Raw genomic sequence first — 20,596 nt, forward strand, 5'->3', positions numbered from 1 at the left:
CCAATCGCGGCGAAGCGGCGCGAGCCCCTGCGTGATATCCGTCACCACATCCGGGTCGGTGTAGGGGCCCGAGCTGTCGTAGACCGGCAGGGGAGGCTCTCCGGCCGTGGGGTGCACCGAAATCTCCCGCATCGGCACGCGGATATCCGGGTGCAGCGCGCCCGCGACATGGATCTTCCGAGAGCCGGGCAGCTCGCCGGTGGTGATCTTTGGGTTGGGGACGTTCATATCGGCGCTCCTCAAGCGTTCCACTCAAAAAGACACAGATGAGATTGGGCCGGGAAACCGGGGGGATTACGGGGTCTGACCCCTTCGCGCCCCCTGCAGAATGCCTCTTGCCGGTCGCCTTTGCGGCGGAGGCAGGAGGCTCTTGGCTCCCTACGCCAGTATCAACTGGGTCAGGTTCAAAGGGTCGCTTCACCGGTCAATCGACCTGTCAGCCTCTCAGTCCCCTCGGCGGGACTCCCCTGCGTGGTTACGTTGGGTAATGCGTGGTCCGCGCCGCGTCAAGGAAATCGATTCCTTCTTGCGGGGCGCTCGGTCACGGCATCGGGCTGAACCCGCTTCCGTGCCCCTGTCGGAAAGGGCTGCGCCGGGATCGACGGCGGCGTGCGGCCGCCGTCGGATTTGACCCCGGACGTGGTGCGATAACGGCCTGGAAGGCGGGGTCAGACATCCCCCGCCGGCGAGGCGCCTTTTCGTCGCATCCGCAACACGATGGGCGACAGCCAGATCGCCACGGTGACGACCCCCAGAACGGCGGCGATGGGGCGCTCGAAGAAGGCGACGAGGTTGCCGTCGGCCTTGATCATCGAGGTCATGAAGCTGTCCTCCAGCAGCCCGCCCAGAACCAGCCCCAGGATCGCGGGCGCAATGGGAAAGCCGTTCTCCTCCATCACATAGGCCACCAGCCCCAGCACCATCATCACACCGACACCGAACACGGTGTTGTTGATGGCGAAGGTGCCGACGATGCAGAACATCAGGATGATCGGCATCAGCACGTCGCGCGGCACGCGCAGCAGCTGTGTCGAGGATTTGATCGCGGCATAGCCCAGTGGCAGCAGCAGCAGGTTGGCCACGAAGAAGGTGACGAACACGGCATAGATCAGCTCGGGCTGTTCCAGGAACACGGTGGGGCCCGGGTTCATGCCCTTGACGTATAGCACGCCGATCACGATCGCGGTGATCGAATCGCCCGGGATGCCGAAGACCAGCGCCGGCACCCAGGTGCCCCCCAGCCCCGCGTTGTTGCTGGAACCGGCATCGACGATGCCCTCGACATGGCCGGTGCCGAATTTCTCGGGGGTGCGCGAGAATTTCTTGGACACGGCATAGGAGATCCAGGCCGCGATGTCTGAGCCGGCGCCGGGCAGGGCGCCGACCAGCGTGCCGATCACGCTGCCGCGCAGGAGGTTCAGCTTGTATTGCTTCAGCACACCGCCAACGCCCCTGAAGACATTGCCGAAATGGCCGTTCTCGACGCGCGCGAGGGGGCTCGTCGCGGTGACCGAGCGCAGCACCTCGGCCACGGCGAACATGCCGATCATGGCGGGGATGAAATTGACCCCGCCCATCAGCTCGACGCTGCCGAAGGTGAAGCGCGGGTGGCCCGCGGTGGGGTCGATGCCCACGGTGGCGATCAGCAGCCCGACCAGCAGCGAGATCAGACCCTTCACCGGCTCGTCGGTCGAGATGAACGCGGCCGAGGTCAGGCCCAGGCAGGCCAGCCAGAAATACTCGAAGGAGCTGAATTTCAGCGCCACCTCGGCCAGGACCGGGGCGGTGAAGCTGAGAACCACCGCGCCGAACAGCCCGCCGATCACCGCGCTGGAAAGGCCCACGCCCAGCACCAGCTCGGCCTTGCCCTTGCGGGTCATGGCATAGGCTTCCTCGGTATAGGCGGCCGAGGCGGGCGTGCCGGGGATGCGCAGCAGTGCGCCCGGCAGGTCGCCCGCGAAAATCGCCATCGCGGTGGCGGTCACGATCGCGGCCAGCGCCGGCACCGGCGGCATGAAGAAGGTCACCGGCACCAGCAACGCGGTCGCCATGGTGGCCGACAGCCCCGGAATGGCGCCCATGAACAGCCCGAACGCGCCCGACAGCACGATCACCATCATCACATAAGGGTCGAAAACCAGGCCCATGGCCTGCAAGATCACGTCCATCTTCGCCTCCTTACCAGGCGTAGTCTTCGAACACGCCCCAGGGCAGGGGCACGCGCAGGAACTGGCCGAAGAACAGGTGCATGGCCACGACCGTCACAACGGCGATCAGCAGCGATGATTTCCAATGCTCCCGTCCACGCAGCCAGATCGTCAGCCCGCCCAGCACCACGGCGCCGGTGAGGAAGAAGCCCAGCGTGTCGGACAGCAGGATATAGGCCACCAGACCCGCCAGAACGGCGAGGAAATTGCCCACATGGCGCGGAGAGCGGGTCCACTCGGCAAGTTCCAGAAGGGGCGTCGAGGACCACTCCTTCAGTCCTTTGACAACCAGCAGAACCCCGCCCACGCCCATCAGCACCGCGATCAGCCGCGGGAACATGTCGGGCCCGTAGGATTGCCCCGGCATCTCGGGGTAATCTCGGGTCAGGTAGAACAGGAGCAGCGCGAACAGGATGAAGAACAGCCCGGAGACGGCGTCGTTGAACTTCAAGGGTCGATCCTCAGGCTCGGAATGGAAAAGATGGGCGGAAGGGAAAGTCCCTTCCGCCCAGCGTTGGTCCGGCGGCGGGCTTATTTCGCCAGCCCGGCCTCTTTCATGACGCGGCCCGAATCCTCGTCGGCCTTCTGCATGAACTCATAGGCCTCGGCGGCGGGGCGCCACGTCATGCCGAAGCCACGGCCATCCATGAATTCCTTGTATTCCGGGCTGTTGTAGGCTTTCTCCAGGGCCGGAACGACCTTGGCCACGACATCCTCCGGGATGCCCTTGGGGCCCACGAACATGCGCCAGGCGCCGATCGTCCAGTCCGAGCCGGTGGCCTCTTTCAGGGTCGGGACGTCGGGGAACAGGCCAAGGCGCTCTTCGCCCATGTTGGCCAGCGGGCGTACCTTGCCGGCCTCGATCAGCGCGCGACCCTCGGCCAGCGAGGAGGTGACGAAATCGACGCCGCCGGCGACCATGTCCTTGATGGCCGGGGCCGAGCCCTGGCTGGGAACCCACGGGACATTGGCCGGATCGACGCCTTCCGACAGCATCCAGCCGGCATAGCCGAGATGCCAGATGCCGCCCTGGCCGGTGCCCGATGCCTTGAAGGTGCTGGCGGGCTCGGCCTTGATCGCGGCCAGCAGGTCGGCGGCGGTCTCATAGGGCGAATCCGCGCTCACCATCAGCCCGCCCGGGTCCAGGTTGACCTGTCCGAAGACGGTGTAGTCGGCATAGGTCAGGTCGGTCAGGCCGGCCCAGTGCATCATGGCGATTTCCACCGTCGCCACGCCCAGCGTGTAGCCGTCGGGCTTGGCCGCGGCGATCGCCGCATGGCCCACCACGCCGCTGCCGCCGGTGCGGTTGACGACGTTGACCGGCGTGCCGAGTTCCTTTTCCAGCAGGCTGGCCAGGATGCGGCCCACGGCGTCGGTGCCACCGCCCGCGCCCCAGGGCACGATGATCGTGATCGGGCGCTCGGGCCATTCGGCCTGGGCCTTGGGGGCGCCGAAGGCGGCGAAGGCCGCGACGGCCATGGTCGCGAATTTCAAAACGGAACGTCGTTTCATGGGTGTCTCTCTCCCTTTGGTGTCGTCAGTTCCAGAGCCGCGCGGCTTCTTGCGTCCGCCTGGCTTCGGTGATTCCTGGTGTCGCGGGCCGGTCCGGCCCGCCGTTGCGCGCTGCGTCCGTTGAACATCCGCGCCGCACGAAAAAATGGTATACCAAAATTCTTCACGCTGTCACCCTGTTTTGACCTGCCGTCCGCGGCGACGTCCGGGGACGGGCGGCCAAAGTCGCGCACGCGGCCCTCCGCGCTCCGGCCGCAAGCGCCTGTGACCCCGAGCCGCGGTGGGGTCGGGGCAGGTCGCGTTCGAAATAGGCGGCGTCTTTAGCGGCGCGGCCCGTCGCTGCGGCGGCTTTCCGGAGCCAGGACTGGAGGCGGGGCCGTCCGCGCCACCTCGTCGGCGCTGGCGGTGTAGTGCAAGGCGTAGCGGCCGAGGGTGATCTCACCGGACGCGCCGCTGTCCCGCAGGGCCGTGGGGTCGAGATGCGCGGCCGCCGCCCGCTCCAGTGCGGCGGCGTCATAGGCCGTGGCAATCACCAGCCACGGCATCGCCCTGTCGGGGCCGCGCAGGGATTGCTCGCGGGTCATCGGCGGCGGCGGGGCGGGCTGCAACAGATGCGCGCCGACCATCCCGCGCCGCGCGGCCAGGGCCGGCAGCACATCGCGGGCGATCCAGCCGGAGAGCTGCTCCGCTGCGCCCTGCGCAGGCACGAAGCGCAGCGCCAGGGCGGCGTTGCCGAGGCCGAATCCCGCGCTTGCCGCGATGCGGCAGAAGCCGCGCGTCATGCCGCGGAAGCGCGGCATCATCTCGCTGGTCCAGGGCGTCGGATTGTTCAGCCGGTCGAGATAGTCCTGCGATGTCGCGACATCGACGCCGCCGACCTCGTAGGTGACCATGTATCTCGGCGTGGCCGCGGTCGCCACCCAGCGCGTGGCGCGCACAAAGCCTGGCACCGAAAGGCGCTCGTGGAAATGTTCGTAACTGTGCCAGTCGTCGTGATCGGCGGTATCGCCCTCGATGTCGTAGAACAGCACCATCGCGGCGTCGCTGCAAAGCGCCATTGCCGGCCCCCTGTGATCGGTGAAAGTGGGGGCACGCTAACCTTCGGCACGAGCCGCCGCAACAGGTCGCGGGAAAGGCGGCGTCCGGCGTCGCGACCGGACCGGCGGTGGGCGTCCGCCTCGGGCGGCGCCGGCCTACAGGGTCGAATAGGCGAACACCCAGACCGACAGGATGAGCGCGGTGATCAGTGCGTAGGCGCGGTTCCATCGCAGGCCGACATGGCGCGCGCTGACCCGGGCGAAAGAGCCGATCAGAAGGGTGGTGGCGGTGAATGGCGAGGTGACGCCGCTCAGCGCCCAGCCCGAGGTGATGGCGACGATGATGGCGGTCGGGGTGACCCCCAGCGCCTCGGCCGAGGGGATCAGCGGGGCGATCAGCGTGACCGCCAGAATGGGGTTCATGCCGATTTGTCCGGCCAGCGGAATGATCCACACGAAGGAGATCAGCACCAGCGACGTGGGCAGCGCCGACAGGTCCAGCCCCAGCCCGACAAGCAGCGGTTTGAGCAGGGGCGCGCCCACGGTGCCGATGTAGCCCGCCATCATCAGAAGGACGATCTCGCCACGGTATTTCGGCAGTTCGACGAAGGCATAATCGGACAGCCGCCGCCCGAAACGCCGCCCCGGCTCCGCCTGACGCGTCTGCAGCAATACCCAGCTCAACGCGATCATCGGCACGATCAACATGACGAGGCCGACGACGCGGATCCCCGTCGCGAAATGCAGCACCACGATGCTGCTGACGAGAATCGCCAGCAGCATGACCAGCGGCAGCAACAGCGCCCAGCTGCCCTCGGGCGGTGCCGATGCCGGGCGCGGGCGCGACAGCCGCGGCTTGAATATCGAATCGAGCGCCCATCCGGTTCCGGCCATCAGAACCGACGTGACGACCCCGGGGATCACGGCCTGGGCCCAGCTGGCGCCGGGAATCAGCGCGATGGAGATCGCGACCGCAAAGGACAGGGGCGACCAGGGCAGGGTCGAGGTGAACGCCCTCTGGATCGCCAGCAGCATGCGCCGCATGCGGTGCCGCCGGATCTCCTCGTCCTGTTCCTCGTTGGCGCTGGCCGTGGCCAGGCTGCCAAGCAGGGCGATCGACCCGTAGTTCAGCAGCAGCGCGAACATCTGCCCGCCCAGGGTCAGGGCCAGATAGCGGCGGCCCGGGGGCTGCTGGGCGAGGAAACGCCCGCCACGCCGGATCGAAGGTGAGGTCTCCGCGGCGCTCCGCAACGAGGCGAGCGCCGAAAAGAACGCGGCGATGAACGCGGCCGTCCGCAGGCCTTTTTTCGCGGCGCCGGCCCAGTTCGGGTCGAAACGCGCCAGCGCGAGGGTCAAGGCCGCAGCCACCAGCACGAAGGCATATCGTCCCGGCCTGACCTGAACCGCAAGGATCGCCGTCACCAGAACGACGAGCCAGGGCAGCAGGGGCGCGGCAAATTCCCCGCCCCACTCGACCAGTACGACCAGTCCAGCGATGGCGACAAGCAGTCCGCCGGTCAGCGTGTTCAAGAAATCCGTGGCCTTCATGCCCGGCAAGTATTTGCGCGCAAAGCGAAGAATGTGCAAGCCGAACCGCGCCATCGCGCCCGGGCGGAGCCGAAAATTCGCCCTCGGCTGTGCCGCTCCCTCTTGCGGCGGACCCGCGGCGGGGCGCGTCCGAAAGGCCCGGCGGGGCTGTCACGCAGGGCGCGGGGCAAGGGCCCCGTGATGCCACGCGGGCGCAGTCCCCCCGATGCCGGATTTTTCACGTTCGGATGACGCGGGTTTGACGCGCGGTTCACGCCTCTTGGGCAGAATATGGGAACTCCGCATCAGTTCAGGGAAGGAAGGGAACGCGTCAGCGGGGGGCGGAAAATTCCCTCCCAAAGGAGATTGAAGAGATGAAACAGATAGTTTGGGCCATCGTGCCGGCATCGCTTATTGGGTTCGCGATGACGGCCGGAGGCGTCGCCGCCGACCACAAGTATCCCGAAGTGACGCGCATGCAGACGGCGCCGATCGGCCGTCCCTGCACGCAACTGGAACTGACGGCCGGCGTCGACCGGGCGCAGTGCGGCAGCCTCACCGTCGGTGGCGTGATTCAGCAGTTGCTGTCCGAGCAGGACGATTGACCGCGGTCTGTCGCCCTGCGCGGCGATCTGGTGGCGAACGGGGCCGGCTGCCGCCGGCCCCGTCCTTCTTGGGTGCGCCGTATCCGCAGGCTGTGCGCCGCCGCGCCCGCGCGCGAGGCCAGGTCCCGCACCGGCCACGCTCCGCCGGAGCCGGACGGGGGCCGTGCCGCTTTCGCGGCATCCCGCTTTGCCCGTTGACCGTTGACAGGTCTTCTGGCCGGTGCGCGAGATGCGACAATGTGCTAGAATGACCTTAATTGTTGCGCCACGGGTGACGCCGCGAGCGGCTTTGTGGAGAGCATCCCATGGACGACGAACGCGTTGAATTCCATGTCCGTGGCCCCTTCCGGGTCCAGGCCCCCGGAGGCGCGGATATCACCCCGCGGGGATCGAAGCTGCGCGGACTGCTGCTTCTGCTGCTGACCAGCACGGCCGGCAAGCGCGCGCGTGTGTGGATTCAGGACAAGCTGTGGAGCGATCGGGGGCGCGAACAGGGGGCCGCGAGCCTGCGGCAGGCGCTGGTCCAGATACGCAAGGCCTTCGGCGCCCACCGGGGCGTTCTGGCCGCCGACCGGCTGGATGTCGCGCTGAACCTCGGCCGCATCCGCCTGTGCGAGGACGGGACCGGCGAATTCGCCGAGGGCATCGACGTCCGCGACCAGGAATTCGAACATTGGCTGCTGACCGAACGCGCCCGCCGGCCTGGCCCCGAAGACGCGCCGGCCGCGGGACGTGCCGCCTGGGCGCCCGCGGTCCCGCTGCCATCGCGGCCCTGGACCATCGTGGTGCGCGCCGGGAACGATCCGCGCAACCCGTCCTGGTGGGTCGAGCAACTGGTGGCCGACGGGGTCGTGCTGTCCCTCAGAGAGACCTTCAACGCGACCGTCCACCGGAACGGCCACCGGAACGGTGCCGCCGCCGCCGAAGGCCCCGCCTGGGTGGTCGACCTTGCGAGCTTCTCGCCCGACCGCCGGAGGTTCGGGATACGGGCGGCGCTGAGCGAACAGGGGTCGGGGCACCAGTTGTGGTCCGGCTACCGGATCGTCCGGCGGACCGATGCGCCGCCCGTCGAGCACCCCGACATCCTGCAATTCACCAATGCGCTGGTGGCCGCGGTGGCCGACGGCCTGCTGGCCGGGGAGGGCCGGCTGCCGGGCGCCGTGCGCGCGGACCTGCGCTGCTGCGCCGCCATCCGCCGGCTGTTCCTGATGAAGCCCGACGAGGTGAAACGCGCCGATGAAACCTTTGCCGAGGCGTTCGAGATCGCCGGACGGGGCACCTACCTGGGCTGGCGGGCGCAGGTGCGCACCATCCAGCGCATCAAGCGTTACCGGGATGCGCTGGACGATCTCCGGGAGGAGGGTGCGCGTTTCGCGGCCCGCGCCCTGCAGCTGGCGCCGCGCAATTCGGTCGTCCTGGCCGCCCTGGCCAACACGCGGCTGTTTCTCGAAGGGGATGTCGCGGGCGGCCATGAACTCGCCGCCCGGAGCGCCCGGATCAATCCGGCCAACCCCATGGCATGGTGGGCGCTCAGTTCGGCGCAGCTGTATTCCGGCGCGGTGGATGCGGCCTGCGAGAACGCGGCAAGGGCGCGTCACCTGGCGGGGATGCCCTCTGCCACGACCTGTGCACTGCCGTTCTTCGTGGCCCCGCCCGCATTTCGCCGCGGCAATGGCAGCGCCGCGTTCGGTTGCGCAAGCCGGGTTGCGGGATCGAGGGGCGGTGCGGCGCCCGGCTTCAGCGGTCCCGCCGGGGTCGCCGATCGCGCGCCGGCCCAGGTCGGGCAAAGGGGGATGATCGAACTGAAATGCGTCCCGCCGAATTGCGCCTGAGCGGGGCTGTGGCGCGGGCCATGCCGAGACCTAATTCCATCGCGGCCGCCAGCCCTGGCAAGCGGGTTTCGGCGGTGGAAAAATTAAGGGGCCGGTTTTCGGGAAAATGGCGGAGAGACAGGGATTCGAACCCTGGGATCCCGTGAAGGATCAACGGTTTTCGAGACCGCCCCGTTCGACCACTCCGGCACCTCTCCGCGACCAAGTGGTTTGTGAGCGCGGGGTTTAGTCGGAAGAGCGGGACGGTGCAACCGCTTTTTCGGCCCGGCCGGGCAAAAGTTTTCCACAGGGCGGCGCGCCCCGGCGGCCGGCCCGCAGGCCGCCGGGGCGCGTGCGTGGACCGGCCTTTCTTCGGGCGCGTTCTGCGGGTGCAATCCGCGCGGAAAGGCGCGCCGCGCTTCCGAGGTTGCGGCTTGGATTACACCGCGCGCGGGCCTAGGGTGGGGTGTCACATGCATACCGGACCGGAGGGCCGTCTTGACCCGTTTTGTTGCTGCCTGCCTGACCCTGATCTGCCTGGCTCTGCCCGTGCGGGCCGAGCCGGATCGGCTCGATGCGCTGATCGAGGCGCTGGCGATGGACGACATCCTTGAGATCATGCGCCAGGAGGGCATCGACTATGGCGAGGACCTGCGCGAGGAGATGTTCCCCGGCCGGGGCGGCGCGGCCTGGACCGCGACGGTGGCGCGAATCTACGACGGCGCGCGTATCCGCGCGGTGATGCGCGCGGGCCTGGCCCAGGAGCTGGAGGGGACCGACCTGGACCCGCTGATCGCGTTCTTCACCTCCGAGACCGGCGCGCGGGCGATCGCGCTGGAGGTCCGGGCGCGGCGCGCGCTGCTGGACGATGCCGTGGTCGAGGCCAGCCGCGACGCGCTGGCCGCGATGCGGACGCGCGACGATCCCCGGCTGGCGCTGCTGACCCGTTTCGTGCGGGCCAACGACCTGCTCGATTTCAACGTGGTGGGGGCGTTGAACGCAAATTACGCCTTCTATGTCGGACTGGTCGATGGCGGCGCCTTCCCCTTCGAGATCACCGAGGAGCAGATGCTGAGCGATGTCTGGTCGCAGGAGGCCGACGTCCGGCTGGAGACCGAGCAATGGCTTTATTCCTACCTCGCGATGGCCTATGACCCGCTGCCCGACGCCGATCTGGAGGCCTATATCGCGATCTCGGAGACGCCCGAGGGCAAGGCCCTGAACCGCGCGCTGTTCGAGGCGTTCGACGTGCTGTTCCGGGGTATCTCGCGCGAGCTGGGCCTCGCGGCCGCGCGGCTGATCTCGGGCGAGGACATCTAGCCCGGGCCGGGGTGGGCGGCGCCGGGCATCAGCCTTGACTTCTGGACGGGTTTCCCGGATAAGCGCGGTCTCTGCCGGGCTTCGCGTCCGGCGGATTCGATTCATGTTGTCCGTGAAGGGCACGCTGTCCGAAGGCGCTGATTGGCAGGAAACACCGCAGATGCGGGGCCAAAGGACGCGGTGAAGAAAAGGAAAACCGGATGTTCGCGGTTCTTAAGACCGGTGGCAAGCAGTACAAGGTGCAGAGCGGTGACGTACTGCGCGTTGAGAAGCTGGCCGCCGAAGCTGGTGAAAAAGTCCAGTTCAACGAGATTCTGATGGTCGGGGCCACGGTTGGCGCGCCCACCGTCGATGGCGCGGCCGTGCAGGCCGAGGTGATCGAGCAGATCAAAGGCCCGAAGACGATCAACTTCGTCAAGCGTCGCCGCAAGCACAGCTCGAAGCGCACCAAGGGCCACCGTCAGCAACTGACCCTGCTGCGCGTGACCGAGATCCTGGAATCGGGTGCCGACAAGTCGGGCGTCAAGGCCGCCGTGGGCGCCGCCTCCGTGGCCAGCCTGGCCGCTGCCGCTCCGGCCCCCAAGGCCGCGAAGAAGGCCGCCGCGCCGGCCGCCGCCGCGTCCGCCGCTGACGACCTGACCAAGATCAACGGTGTCGGCCCCGCCGCCGCCAAGAAGCTGGCCGAGGCCGGCATCACCACGTTCGCCCAGCTGGCCGCGATCGACGTCGACAGCTTCGACGCCGTGAAGGTGAAGGCCGAGTGGGTCGAACAGGCCAAAGAACTGGTCGGCTAAGGATAGGAGTGAAGCGAGATGGCACATAAAAAAGCTGGCGGTTCGTCCCGCAACGGTCGCGACTCTGCCGGTCGCCGCCTCGGCGTCAAGAAATATGGCGGCCAGGCCGTCATCCCGGGCAACATCATCGTGCGTCAGCGCGGCACCAAGTGGTGGCCGGGCGAAGGCGTCGGCATGGGCAAGGATCACACCATCTTTGCGACCGTCGATGGCGCGGTGACCTTCCACAAGGGCCTCAAGGGCCGCACCTTCATTTCGGTCCTCCCGTCGGCGGAGGCCGCGGAATAAGCCGAAAACCCAAGCGGTTCGATAAAATCAGGGGGATCGGCAAAGCGCCGGTCCCCCCGTTTCATTTTTGGCCCCTGGCGGGGCGCGCGCAGTGATTTAAGATGCATTCCGGAGGAGGGAAGGCATGAAACTGGATACCATCGTCAGCCAACCGGTGATCGAAACGGGGCGGTTTTGCCTGCGTCCGCTGCGCAAGTCGGACGCGGGGCTTCTGCACATGTATGCCGGCGACGAGCGCGTGGCGCGCTACACCCGCTCGGTCCCGCATCCGATGCCGCCCGGCGCGGCCGAGGCCTTCGTCGCCCGCGCGCTGGAGGAGGGCCGGAGCGAGGATGTCTGGGCGATGGACGGCGCCGCGCAGGGGCTGGGGGAACTTCTCGGCGTGATCACGCTGGAGCGGATGGACCGCGACCAGTCGCAGATCGGTTATTGGGTGGCGCCGGCGCTGTGGAACAGCGGCATCGCGTCCGAGGCCGTGCACGCGCTGCTCGACGCCAACCCGCAGGGCTGCAAGACGGTGTTCGCCGAGGTGTTCCAGGACAATCCGGGATCGGCCCGGGTGCTGACCAACGCGGGTTTCGAATATATCGGGGATGCCGAGGCGTTCTCGGTGTCGCGGGGGGCCCAGGTGGCGACCTGGACCTATCTCAAGAAGCTGGGATGAGGCGCGCGGCGGGCCTTGAGGGCCGGCCGCTTGTCCTATATCGCCAGATCAACACATGAAAAGGGCGGGAATCCGCAATGAAATTCCTCGATCTGGCCAAGGTTTACATCCGCTCCGGCGCGGGCGGGAACGGCTGCGTCAGCTTTCGCCGTGAGAAATTCATCGAATTCGGCGGCCCCGACGGCGGCGACGGCGGGCGCGGCGGCGATGTCTGGGCAGAGGCGGTCGAGGGGCTGAACACGCTCATCGACTTCCGCTACCAGCAGCATTTTTTCGCCAAGAACGGGCAGGGCGGCATGGGCCGCCAGCGCACCGGAAAGGACGGAGACGACATCGTGCTGCGCGTGCCCGTCGGCACCGAGATCCTCGACGAGGACGAGGAGACGGTGATCGCCGACATGACCGAGACCGGCCAGCGCGTGCTGCTGGCCAGGGGCGGCAACGGCGGCTTCGGCAACCTGCATTTCAAGACCTCGACCAACCAGGCGCCGCGCCGCGCCAATCCCGGCCAGGAAGGGGTCGAGCGCACGATCTGGCTGCGGCTCAAGCTGATCGCCGACGCGGGGCTTCTGGGCCTGCCCAATGCCGGCAAATCGACCTTCCTCGCCGCCACCTCCAACGCGCGGCCCAAGATCGCGGATTACCCCTTCACCACGCTGGTGCCGAACCTCGGGGTGGTGGGCGTGGACGGGGCCGAATTCGTGGTCGCCGACATTCCCGGCCTGATCGAGGGCGCGCATGAGGGGCGGGGGCTGGGCGACCTGTTCCTGGGCCATGTGGAGCGCTGCGCGGTGCTGCTGCATCTCGTGGACGGCACCGCCGAGGACGTTGTCGAGGATTACGAGACCATCATCCACGAACTCGAGGCCTATGGCGGAGAACTGGCCGAGAAGCCCCGCATCACCGCGCTGAACAAGATCGACGCGCTGGACGACGAGGAACAGGCCGAAAAGCGCGCCGCGCTCGAGGCCGCCTCGGGCGGGCCCGTCTTCCTGATGTCCGGCGTCAGCGGCGAGGGGCTGACCGAGGTGCTGCGCGCGGTGCGCGCCCAGATCTCGGAGGACCGGCTGCGCCACAAATCGCAGGATGAGGAGCCCGAGACGTGGCATCCCTGAAGGACGCGCAGCGCATCGTTCTGAAGATCGGCTCGGCGCTGCTGGTGGACCGGGTCACGGGTCGGCTGCGCGCCGACTGGCTGGCGGCCCTCGCCGAGGATGTGGCCGCGCTGCACGGGCGCGGCGCGGATGTGATCCTGGTTTCCTCGGGCTCGATCGCGCTGGGGCGCGGGGTGCTGGGGCTGGGCACCGGCGCGCTGGCGCTGGAGCAGTCGCAGGCCGCCGCCGCGGTGGGCCAGATCCAGCTTGCCCGCGCCTATGAGGAGGTTCTGGCCCCGCACGGGCTGACCACCGCGCAGATCCTGCTGACGCTGGAGGACAGCCAGGACCGGCGCCGCTACCTGAACACCCGCGCCACGCTGGAGCAGCTGCTGTCGCTGGGCGTGGTGCCGATCGTGAACGAAAACGACACCATCGCCACCGACGAGATCCGCTTCGGCGACAACGACCGGCTGGCCGCGCAGGTGGCGGTGACGGTGGGCGCCGACCGTCTGGTGCTGCTCTCCGACGTGGACGGGCTCTATACCGCGAACCCGGCCACCGACCCCACCGCGACCCGCTTCGACGTGGTCGAGGAGATCACGCCGGAGATCGAGGCGATGGCCGGCGACGCGGGCTCGGGGCTGTCCAAGGGCGGCATGAAGACCAAGCTGATGGCGGCCAAGACCGCCACCGGCGCGGGCTGCGCCATGGCCATCACCGACGGCTTCGTCATGCGGCCCGTGACCGCGCTGGAGGAGGGGGCGAACTGCACCTGGTTCCTGCCCAAGGACGACCCGCAGGCCGCGCGCAAGCGCTGGATCGCGGCGATGAAGCCGCGCGGCACGATCACCGTCGATGCCGGCGCCGCCGCCGCGCTCGGCCGCGGCAAGTCGCTGCTGCCGGCGGGCGTGACCGCCGTCGAGGGCGATTTCGGCCGCGGCGATCCGGTCCTGATCGCGAACCCGGAGGGCGTGGTCCTGGGCAAGGGCCTGACCCGCTACACCGGCGCCGAAGCCGAGGCGATCAAGGGCGCGCAGTCGCGTGACATCGAGGCCCTGCTGGGCTATCCGGGGCGCGCGGCGCTGATACACAGGGACGACATGGTGCTATGACTGACGCTGAGAACATCCACGACATGATGACCGCGATCGGCGCCCGCGCGAAGGCTGCCGCCGCCGAGCTGGCCTTTGCCCCCGCCGAGGCCAAGCGCCGCGCGCTGGAGGCCGCCGCCGATGCGGTCTGGGCGAACCGGGCCGGGATCGTCGCCGCCAATGAAAAGGACATGGAATTCGGCCGCGACAAGGGGCTGAGCCCGGCCATGCTGGACCGGCTGATGCTCGACGAGACCCGCATCCGGGGCATCGTCGCCGGCCTGCGCGCCGTGGCCGCCCAGAAGGATCCGGTGGGCGAGGTCATCGCCGAGTGGGACATGCCCTCGGGCCTGCATATCCGCCGCGTCCGCACGCCGCTGGGCGTGGTCGGCGTGATCTACGAAAGCCGCCCCAACGTGACCGCCGACGCCGGCGCGCTCTGCCTCAAGGCGGGCAACGCCGTGATCCTGCGCGGCGGCTCGGAAAGTTTCCATTCCTCCGGCGCGATCCACGCCTGCCTGGTCGAGGGGCTACGCGCCGCCGGCCTGCCCGAGGACGCGATCCAGCTCGTCCCCACCCGCGACCGCGCCGCCGTCAGCGAGATGCTGACCATGACCGGCGCCATCGACGTGATCGTGCCCCGCGGCGGCAAGGGGCTCGTCGGCCTCGTGCAGCGCGAGGCGCGGGTGCCGGTCTTCGCCCATCTCGAAGGCATCGTGCATATCTACATCGACAAATCCGCCGACCCGAAGAAGACGCTGGACGTGGTGCTCAACGCTAAGACCCGGCGCCCCGGAATCTGCGGCGCCGCCGAATGCCTGCTGATCCATCGCGACATCGCCGCCGGCCTTGGCCAGCAGGTGCTCGACGCGCTGATGGCGGCCGGGGTCGAGGTGCGCGCGGGCGCGGGGCTGCGCGGCACGACGCCCGCCACCGACGAGGACTGGGGTCACGAATATCTCGACATGATCATCGCGGCCAAGCTCGTCGATGACGTGGACGGCGCCATCGCCCATATCCGGCGCTACGGCTCCAGCCACACCGACTGCATCCTGGCCGAGGACGCCGCCGCCGCCGAGCGCTTCTTCCAGCGCCTCGACAGCGCGATCCTGATGCACAACGCCTCCACCCAGTTCGCCGATGGCGGCGAGTTCGGCATGGGCGCCGAGATCGGCATCGCCACCGGAAAGATGCACGCCCGCGGCCCGGTGGGCGCCGAGCAGCTGACCAGCTTCAAATACCTGGTCGAGGGCGCGGGGACCACGCGCGCCTGACCCCCTTCTTCTTGGCGCAAATACTCATGGCCGCGCCGGTCTTTCCCCGCGCGCGGCCCGGGGCTCAGAACAGGATCTCGATCCGGCCGTCCCCCAGGGTGACGGCCGGCGCGCGCCCGGCCTCCGCCGCGGCCAGCGGCAGCAGGGCGAATTGGACCTCGGCGGCGGACAGGCCCGCGGCCGGCGCGGGATCGTCCAGCTGCCGCCACAGCCGCGGCTCAATGCGGATACGCGGCCCCGCGCCGATCAGCCGCCAGTGCCCGCCCGCCTCGGCCAGCCGGATCGTGCCGCCCTGGGGCAGGGCGCAGACCATCCCGAGGACCAGCAGCAGCGCCAGCTTGGCGTCGCGGCGGCCGATCGCGGCGGGCAACTCGGTGCTCAGGGCGATGCGGCCGCCGTCGAAACTGTCGGCCAGCACCGCGGCCAGTTCGGCGCCGGACAGCGCCTGGCCCTCGGTCGCCGCGCCGAAGGCGATGCGGAAGAACCGGATCCAGGCATTGGCGCTGTCCACGCTCTGGGCGATCAGCGCCAGCTCCGGCGCGACGCCGGGCGTCTTGCCGGTCAGGCTCAGCAGCTCCAGCCCATTGCCGATGGCGCCGAGAGGGTTGATAAGGTCATGACAGATGCGCGAGCCGACCAGCGCGCTGATATCGGGACGGGAACGCGTGGTCACCCTGAGACCTCACGGAAGGACAGTGACATGAACGATCTGAACGCGATGCTGGAGCCGGGCATGTTCGTCCGCCACCCCACGCGCCCGGACTGGGGGCTGGGGCAGGTGCAGTCCAACATCAACGGCCGTATCACCGTCAATTTCGTCGAAGCCGGCAAGGTGGTGATCGATGGCGCGCGGGTGGCCCTCATTCCGGTTTTCGACTCCTGAACCCTTTACTGCGGCCAGCGTGAGCATGAATTCATTAACAAAGGGTTAACAAATCCCGTTCCGCGGCGCGCAGCGCCCGGTTGCAAAATTCGCGGCGCCTGCCTAAAACCTCGGCACCCGCCGCAACCGGAGGCTTTCTTCGCCCATGCGCCCCCCTGAACCCCATTTCGAGCTGCGCCTGGCCCGGACGCCCGAGGATCTGCGCGCCGCCCAGCGTCTGCGCTACGAGGTCTTCGTGGCGGAACTCGGCGGCGATGGCGCGCTGGTCGATCACGACGCGCGGCTGGAGCGCGACGAATTCGACCCGTTCTACGACCACCTGCTGCTGATCGACACCCGCCGCGACGCGGCGGCGCTCGACCATGTGGTCGGGGTCTACCGCCTGCTGCGCGACGACCAGGCCGCGCGCCTGGGGCGATTCTATGTCGAGGACGAATACGACCTGTCGGTTCTGAAACAGAGCGGCCGCAGGCTGCTGGAGCTGGGCCGCTCCTGCCTGCACCGCGACTATCGGGGCGGCACGGCGATGTATCAGCTGTGGCAGGGGCTGGCCGGCTATGTGCTGGAGCACGGGATCGAGGTTCTGTTCGGCGTGGCCAGCTTCCACGGCACGGATATCGAGGCGCTGAGAATGCCGCTGTCCTACCTGCATCACGCCCATCTCGCCCCGCCGGAACTGCGCGTGCGCGCGCAGCCGGCGCATTTCCAGCGGATGGACCTGGTGCCGGCGGAACGGATCGACCGCAAGGCGGCGATGCTGGCGACGCCGGCGCTGATCAAGGCCTATCTGCGGCTCGGCGGGTTTGTGGGCGAGGGCGCCTATGTCGATCGCGCCTTCAATACCACCGATGTCTGCCTGGTGATGGACACCGAGCGGATGAACGCCAAGACGCGCGCGCTCTACACCAGGGGCGTGTCGCGGTGAGCCCGACCTGGGATCCGGGCGACACGCCGCCGCAGCCCGCGCCGCAGGGCCTCGACTGGCTGCGCGTGGCCTGGCGCGGGGGGGCGCTGGCGGCGATCACGTTCGGCTGCCTGGGCCTGCTGCTGCTGGTGCGGCTGTTCGAGCGGCCGCTCTGCGGCTGGCACCGCCCGGTGACGCCCTACATCACCCAGTTCGTCTGCCGCATGGCCTTCGTCATCCTGCGCATCCCGTTCACGGTGCGCGGCCACCTGATGCGCGAGCGCGGCGCGGTGGTGGCCAATCACGCCAGCTGGCTCGACATCTTCGCGCTGAACGCGCGCAAGCGGATCTATTTCGTCTCCAAGTCCGAGGTCGCGGGCTGGCCCGGCATCGGCTGGCTGGCGCGCGCCACCGGCACGGTGTTCATCAACCGCAAGGGCCGCGAGGCGCGCGCCCAGAAGGACCTGTTCGAGGCGCGGCTGGGGGCCGGCCACAAGCTGCTGTTCTTTCCGGAGGGCACCTCGACCGACGGTCAACGCGTGCTGCCCTTCAAATCCACGCTCTTCGCGGCCTTCTTTTCTGACCACCTGCGCGAGTTCATGCATGTCCAGCCGGTGACGGTGATCTATCGCGGCCCCGAGGGGGGCGACCCGCGCTTCTACGGCTGGTGGGGCGAGATGGAATTCGGAGAGCACCTGCTGAAGGTGCTGGCGGCGCGCGAGCAGGGCTCGGTCGAGCTGGTCTATCACCCGCCGCTGCGGGTGGCCGATTTCGCGGACCGCAAGGCGCTGGCGAAATACTGCGAGGAGATGGTGCGCAGCGCCCTGCCGTCCGACGGGTAGGCGATTTTTCCGCGAAAAATCGGATCGAAATTTCGCGGAAATTTCGTGCCTCAGCCCATCGCCGCGATCATTTCGCCCAGCCGGGCCGCGGGGTCGTCGCTGCGCCAGATCTCCTCGCCGATGCCGAAGAAATCGGTGACCGGGGCGAGGTCGCGGATGCTCTCCAGGCTCAGCGCGCCCTCGGCCACCACCGGCACCTCGATCATCTCGGACCACCAGGCGAAGAGATCGCATTCGGTGCGCGTGCCGTCACCCAGGCTGCTTTCGCCGACGGGACCGAAGCTGACGTAATCCGCTCCGGCCTCGGCCGCGTTGAGCCCGTCGTGGCGCGAGGTGCCGCAGAAGGCGCCGACGATGGCGTCCGCCCCCAGCGCCTTGCGGGTCTTGCGCACCGAGCGCGCGCCGTCGGTCAGGTGCACGCCGTCCAGCCCGAGCCGCTCGACCAGCTGGACGTGGTTCTCGATGGCGATGGCGATGTCGCGGGCATGGGCGACCTCGCGCAGCGCGTCGGCGGCGCGCGCGACGCGGTCCTCGTCCTTGCTGGCCAGCGCCAGCCGGACGCAGGCAATCTCATGGGTGTCCAGCACGGCGGCCAGCCGGTCGGGGAACTCCGACAGCTCAAACTCCGGCGGGGTGATCAGGTAGATTTGCGGGCGCTCGATTTCGGCCATTTCCGGGCTCCTTCACGGGTTCGCACCGCCTATAGCGGGGTTTTGCGCGCTTGGCTACGCCCGCGCAAGCTTGCCTCTGCCGGGGCGGCGGCGTATCAGGCCGCAAACCGCCCTGAACAGCCGAGATGCCCATGACCGCCCCCCAGCCCGCCTTTATCCTTGTCCGCCCCCAGATGGGCGAGAATATCGGGGCCGCGGCGCGGGCGATGTGGAATTTCGGGCTGGAGCGGATGCGGCTGGTCAGCCCCCGCGACGGCTGGCCCAACAGCCGCGCCGCGGCGCTGGCCAGCGGCGCGGGGCGGCTGCTGGACAACGCGGGTCTCTATGACGACACCGCGGCCGCGGTGGCCGATTGCGATTATGTCTTCGCCACCACCGCGCGCCCCCGGGGCCTGACGAAGCCAGTGGTCACGCCCGAACGGGCGATGGAGCAGGCCCGGGCGATGATCGCCGAGGGGCGCAAGGTCGGCGTTCTGTTCGGCCCCGAACGCGCCGGGCTGGAAAACGACGACATCGCGCGCGCCAATGCCATCATCTCGGTCCCGGTGAATCCGGAGTTCGCCTCGCTCAACCTCGGTCAATGTGTGCTGCTGACCGCCTATGAATGGCGCCGCCAGACCGCCGAATACGCGCCCGAGGTCATGGAAATGGCCAAGACCGAATTCGCCAGCGCCGTGGAGATCGAGAAGCTGGGCGACCATTTCGAACAGCGGCTGGAGGCGGCCGGTTTCTTCTTTCCCGAGGCCAAGGCCGAGGGCATGAAGATCAACCTGAGAAATCTCTGGAGCCGGATGCCGCTGACCCGCGCCGACGTGCAGATCTTCCACGGCATGCTGCGGCAAATGGTGCGCTGGAAGGAACGCGGCGACTGACTTGAAGGGGACGGGGGCGGGGCCTAGTCTCCCGCCCAAAGGGAAGGGAGAGGCATGAGCCAGAAACGGTCTATTTTCGAAGAGGTGGGAGCGGAGAAACCCGCCGGCCGCCCCGCGGCGCAGCCCGGCCTGATCGACCGCGCCCGCAAGGGCGCGCGCGGCGCGATCCGGGCCTGGCTGATGGTCCTGTTCGCGCTGGTCGTGGCGATGATCCTGGTGGGCGGGCTGACCCGCCTGACGGATTCGGGCCTGTCGATCACCGAATGGAACCCGGTCACCGGCGCGCTGCCCCCGATGGACGAGGCCGCCTGGACGGCCGAGTTCGAGAAATACCAGCAGATCCCCGAATACCAGCTTCAGAACATGCACATGACGCTGGAGGATTTCAAATTCATCTACTGGTGGGAATGGAGCCACCGGCAGCTGGGCCGTTTCATCGGGCTGGTCTGGGCGCTCGGTTTCTTCGGTTTCCTCGCGGCGCGGAAAATCCCCGCCGACTGGAGCGGGCGGCTGCTGGGGCTCGGCGCGCTTGGCGGCGCGCAGGGCGCGATCGGCTGGTGGATGGTGTCCTCGGGGCTGGGCGGCGAGAGGCTGGACGTGGCCTCCTACCGGCTGGCAACGCATCTGGGGCTCGCCTTCGTCATCCTCGGCGTGATCGCCTGGTTCGTGTTCAAGCTGGGCCGCGCCGAGAGCGACCTCATGCAGGCCCGCCGCGCGGGCGAGCGCGGCCTTTTCGGCATGGCCACGGGCGTGGTGCATTTCGCCTTTCTTCAGATCCTGCTGGGGGCGCTGGTGGCGGGTATCGACGCGGGCCGCAACTTTGTCGATTGGCCGCTGATGGCCGGGGGCTTCCTGCCGCCGGACCTGTTCGCGCTGGAGCCCTGGTGGCGGAACTTCTTCGAGGATGACGGGCTGGTGCAGTTCATGCACCGGATGGCGGGCTACCTGCTGGTGGCCTTCGGGCTGGCGACCTGGAACCGGGCGCGGCGCAGCGGCAATCTCAAGACCCGCCGCGCCTTCGACTGGATGGCGGTGATGCTGTTCGGGCAGATGGTGCTGGGCATCGTCACGGTGATGCATTCGGCGCCGCTGGCGCTGGGGATCGTCCACCAGCTGGGCGCGGTTCTGGTCTGGGTGCTGGCGCTGCGGGCGCGCTTCCTGGCGCGCTATCCGGTGGCGCAATCGGTGAGGGGATAA

Annotated in this window: 21 protein-coding genes, 1 tRNA gene, 1 pseudogene and 1 riboswitch; of the genes and pseudogenes, 14 read left to right on the forward strand and 9 right to left on the reverse strand. The window is 68.6% G+C overall.

What is annotated here, in order from left to right; translation table 11 throughout:
* The 6 genes and pseudogenes from KCI33_RS02040 to KCI33_RS02065 all read right to left on the reverse strand — a co-directional run.
* Window positions 1-228, reverse strand: a pseudogene (locus KCI33_RS02040) (phosphomethylpyrimidine synthase ThiC); the annotation flags it as partial.
* 129 nt (window positions 229-357) lie between these two features.
* Window positions 358-479, reverse strand: a riboswitch (TPP riboswitch).
* A 189-nt stretch (window positions 480-668) separates the two neighbouring features.
* Window positions 669-2,168: a tripartite tricarboxylate transporter permease gene (locus KCI33_RS02045; RefSeq protein ID WP_212523087.1), complete on the reverse strand. Its 1,500-nt coding sequence runs from the start codon at window positions 2,166-2,168 to the stop codon at window positions 669-671.
* A 10-nt stretch (window positions 2,169-2,178) separates the two neighbouring features.
* Complete coding sequence (locus tag KCI33_RS02050) at window positions 2,179-2,658, reverse strand: tripartite tricarboxylate transporter TctB family protein (RefSeq protein ID WP_212523088.1); 480 nt, start codon at window positions 2,656-2,658, stop codon at window positions 2,179-2,181.
* A gap of 80 nt (window positions 2,659-2,738) precedes the next feature.
* Window positions 2,739-3,719, reverse strand: a complete 981-nt coding sequence (locus KCI33_RS02055) for a tripartite tricarboxylate transporter substrate binding protein (RefSeq protein ID WP_249138865.1) — start codon at window positions 3,717-3,719, stop codon at window positions 2,739-2,741.
* A 320-nt stretch (window positions 3,720-4,039) separates the two neighbouring features.
* Window positions 4,040-4,777 (reverse strand): hypothetical protein, encoded by a 738-nt coding sequence (locus KCI33_RS02060; RefSeq protein ID WP_212523089.1) that lies wholly within the window; start codon window positions 4,775-4,777, stop codon window positions 4,040-4,042.
* Window positions 4,778-4,912: 135 nt separating this feature from the next.
* On the reverse strand, window positions 4,913-6,286 hold the full coding sequence (locus KCI33_RS02065) for a hypothetical protein (RefSeq protein ID WP_249138866.1): 1,374 nt from the start codon (window positions 6,284-6,286) through the stop codon (window positions 4,913-4,915).
* Window positions 6,287-6,657: 371 nt separating this feature from the next.
* On the opposite strand from KCI33_RS02065, the gene KCI33_RS02070 reads away from it, so the two are divergent.
* On the forward strand, window positions 6,658-6,888 hold the full coding sequence (locus KCI33_RS02070; RefSeq protein WP_212523091.1) for a hypothetical protein: 231 nt from the start codon (window positions 6,658-6,660) through the stop codon (window positions 6,886-6,888).
* Window positions 6,889-7,193: 305 nt separating this feature from the next.
* Window positions 7,194-8,720, forward strand: a complete 1,527-nt coding sequence (locus KCI33_RS02075) for a hypothetical protein (RefSeq protein ID WP_212523092.1) — start codon at window positions 7,194-7,196, stop codon at window positions 8,718-8,720.
* Window positions 8,721-8,827: 107 nt separating this feature from the next.
* On the opposite strand, the gene KCI33_RS02080 is transcribed toward KCI33_RS02075, so the two are convergent.
* Window positions 8,828-8,917 (reverse strand) — tRNA-Ser (locus KCI33_RS02080).
* Between the two features lie 280 nt (window positions 8,918-9,197).
* On the opposite strand from KCI33_RS02080, the gene KCI33_RS02085 reads away from it, so the two are divergent.
* From KCI33_RS02085 to KCI33_RS02115, 7 genes are all read left to right on the forward strand, one after another.
* Entirely contained in the window at window positions 9,198-10,019 is an 822-nt protein-coding gene (locus KCI33_RS02085; protein ID WP_249138867.1) for a DUF2059 domain-containing protein, read from the forward strand.
* A 200-nt stretch (window positions 10,020-10,219) separates the two neighbouring features.
* Window positions 10,220-10,813 carry a 50S ribosomal protein L21 gene (locus KCI33_RS02090; protein ID WP_212523093.1) on the forward strand — a complete coding sequence of 198 codons (594 nt, stop codon included), beginning with the start codon at window positions 10,220-10,222 and terminating at the stop codon, window positions 10,811-10,813.
* Window positions 10,814-10,831: 18 nt separating this feature from the next.
* Complete coding sequence (gene rpmA / locus KCI33_RS02095) at window positions 10,832-11,101, forward strand: 50S ribosomal protein L27 (RefSeq protein ID WP_212523094.1); 270 nt, start codon at window positions 10,832-10,834, stop codon at window positions 11,099-11,101.
* 124 nt (window positions 11,102-11,225) lie between these two features.
* Window positions 11,226-11,765, forward strand: coding sequence for a GNAT family N-acetyltransferase (locus KCI33_RS02100; protein WP_212523095.1), 540 nt, complete (start codon window positions 11,226-11,228; stop codon window positions 11,763-11,765).
* Window positions 11,766-11,842: 77 nt separating this feature from the next.
* Window positions 11,843-12,880: a GTPase ObgE gene (obgE, locus tag KCI33_RS02105; protein WP_212523096.1), complete on the forward strand. Its 1,038-nt coding sequence runs from the start codon at window positions 11,843-11,845 to the stop codon at window positions 12,878-12,880.
* A complete protein-coding gene (proB, locus tag KCI33_RS02110; RefSeq protein WP_212523097.1) occupies window positions 12,868-13,974 on the forward strand; it encodes a glutamate 5-kinase in 1,107 nt (368 codons plus the stop codon). Before obgE ends, proB begins: the two co-directional genes overlap by 13 nt.
* A complete protein-coding gene (locus KCI33_RS02115) occupies window positions 13,971-15,227 on the forward strand; it encodes a glutamate-5-semialdehyde dehydrogenase (RefSeq protein ID WP_212523098.1) in 1,257 nt (418 codons plus the stop codon). The genes proB and KCI33_RS02115 overlap by 4 nt, the downstream gene beginning before the upstream one ends.
* Before the next feature lie 64 nt (window positions 15,228-15,291).
* Here KCI33_RS02115 and KCI33_RS02120 read toward each other — a convergent pair whose 3' ends face one another.
* A complete protein-coding gene (locus KCI33_RS02120) occupies window positions 15,292-15,900 on the reverse strand; it encodes a histidine phosphotransferase family protein (RefSeq protein WP_212523099.1) in 609 nt (202 codons plus the stop codon).
* A gap of 27 nt (window positions 15,901-15,927) precedes the next feature.
* On the opposite strand from KCI33_RS02120, the gene KCI33_RS02125 reads away from it, so the two are divergent.
* The 3 genes from KCI33_RS02125 to KCI33_RS02135 all read left to right on the forward strand — a co-directional run bounded on the left by KCI33_RS02125 (window position 15,928) and on the right by KCI33_RS02135 (window position 17,856).
* On the forward strand, window positions 15,928-16,110 hold the full coding sequence (locus KCI33_RS02125; RefSeq protein WP_212523100.1) for a DUF3553 domain-containing protein: 183 nt from the start codon (window positions 15,928-15,930) through the stop codon (window positions 16,108-16,110).
* Window positions 16,111-16,255: 145 nt separating this feature from the next.
* On the forward strand, window positions 16,256-17,035 hold the full coding sequence (locus KCI33_RS02130; protein WP_212523101.1) for a GNAT family N-acyltransferase: 780 nt from the start codon (window positions 16,256-16,258) through the stop codon (window positions 17,033-17,035).
* Window positions 17,032-17,856: a lysophospholipid acyltransferase family protein gene (locus tag KCI33_RS02135; RefSeq protein WP_212523102.1), complete on the forward strand. Its 825-nt coding sequence runs from the start codon at window positions 17,032-17,034 to the stop codon at window positions 17,854-17,856. The genes KCI33_RS02130 and KCI33_RS02135 overlap by 4 nt, the downstream gene beginning before the upstream one ends.
* 50 nt (window positions 17,857-17,906) lie before the next feature.
* Here the strand turns inward: KCI33_RS02135 and KCI33_RS02140 are convergent, their stop codons facing one another.
* Window positions 17,907-18,527, reverse strand: a complete 621-nt coding sequence (locus tag KCI33_RS02140; protein WP_212523103.1) for a thiamine phosphate synthase — start codon at window positions 18,525-18,527, stop codon at window positions 17,907-17,909.
* Window positions 18,528-18,652: 125 nt separating this feature from the next.
* Here KCI33_RS02140 and KCI33_RS02145 point away from each other — a divergent pair, with 125 nt between their 5' ends.
* The gene (locus KCI33_RS02145) at window positions 18,653-19,399 is read left to right on the forward strand and encodes an RNA methyltransferase (protein ID WP_212523104.1); all 747 of its coding nucleotides are present in this window, start codon (window positions 18,653-18,655) and stop codon (window positions 19,397-19,399) included.
* Between the two features lie 54 nt (window positions 19,400-19,453).
* The gene (gene ctaA / locus KCI33_RS02150) at window positions 19,454-20,596 is read left to right on the forward strand and encodes a heme A synthase (RefSeq protein WP_212523105.1); all 1,143 of its coding nucleotides are present in this window, start codon (window positions 19,454-19,456) and stop codon (window positions 20,594-20,596) included.

It is taken from the genome of Actibacterium sp. MT2.3-13A, assembly GCF_018139985.1.
Lineage (GTDB): Bacteria > Pseudomonadota > Alphaproteobacteria > Rhodobacterales > Rhodobacteraceae > JAGSOU01.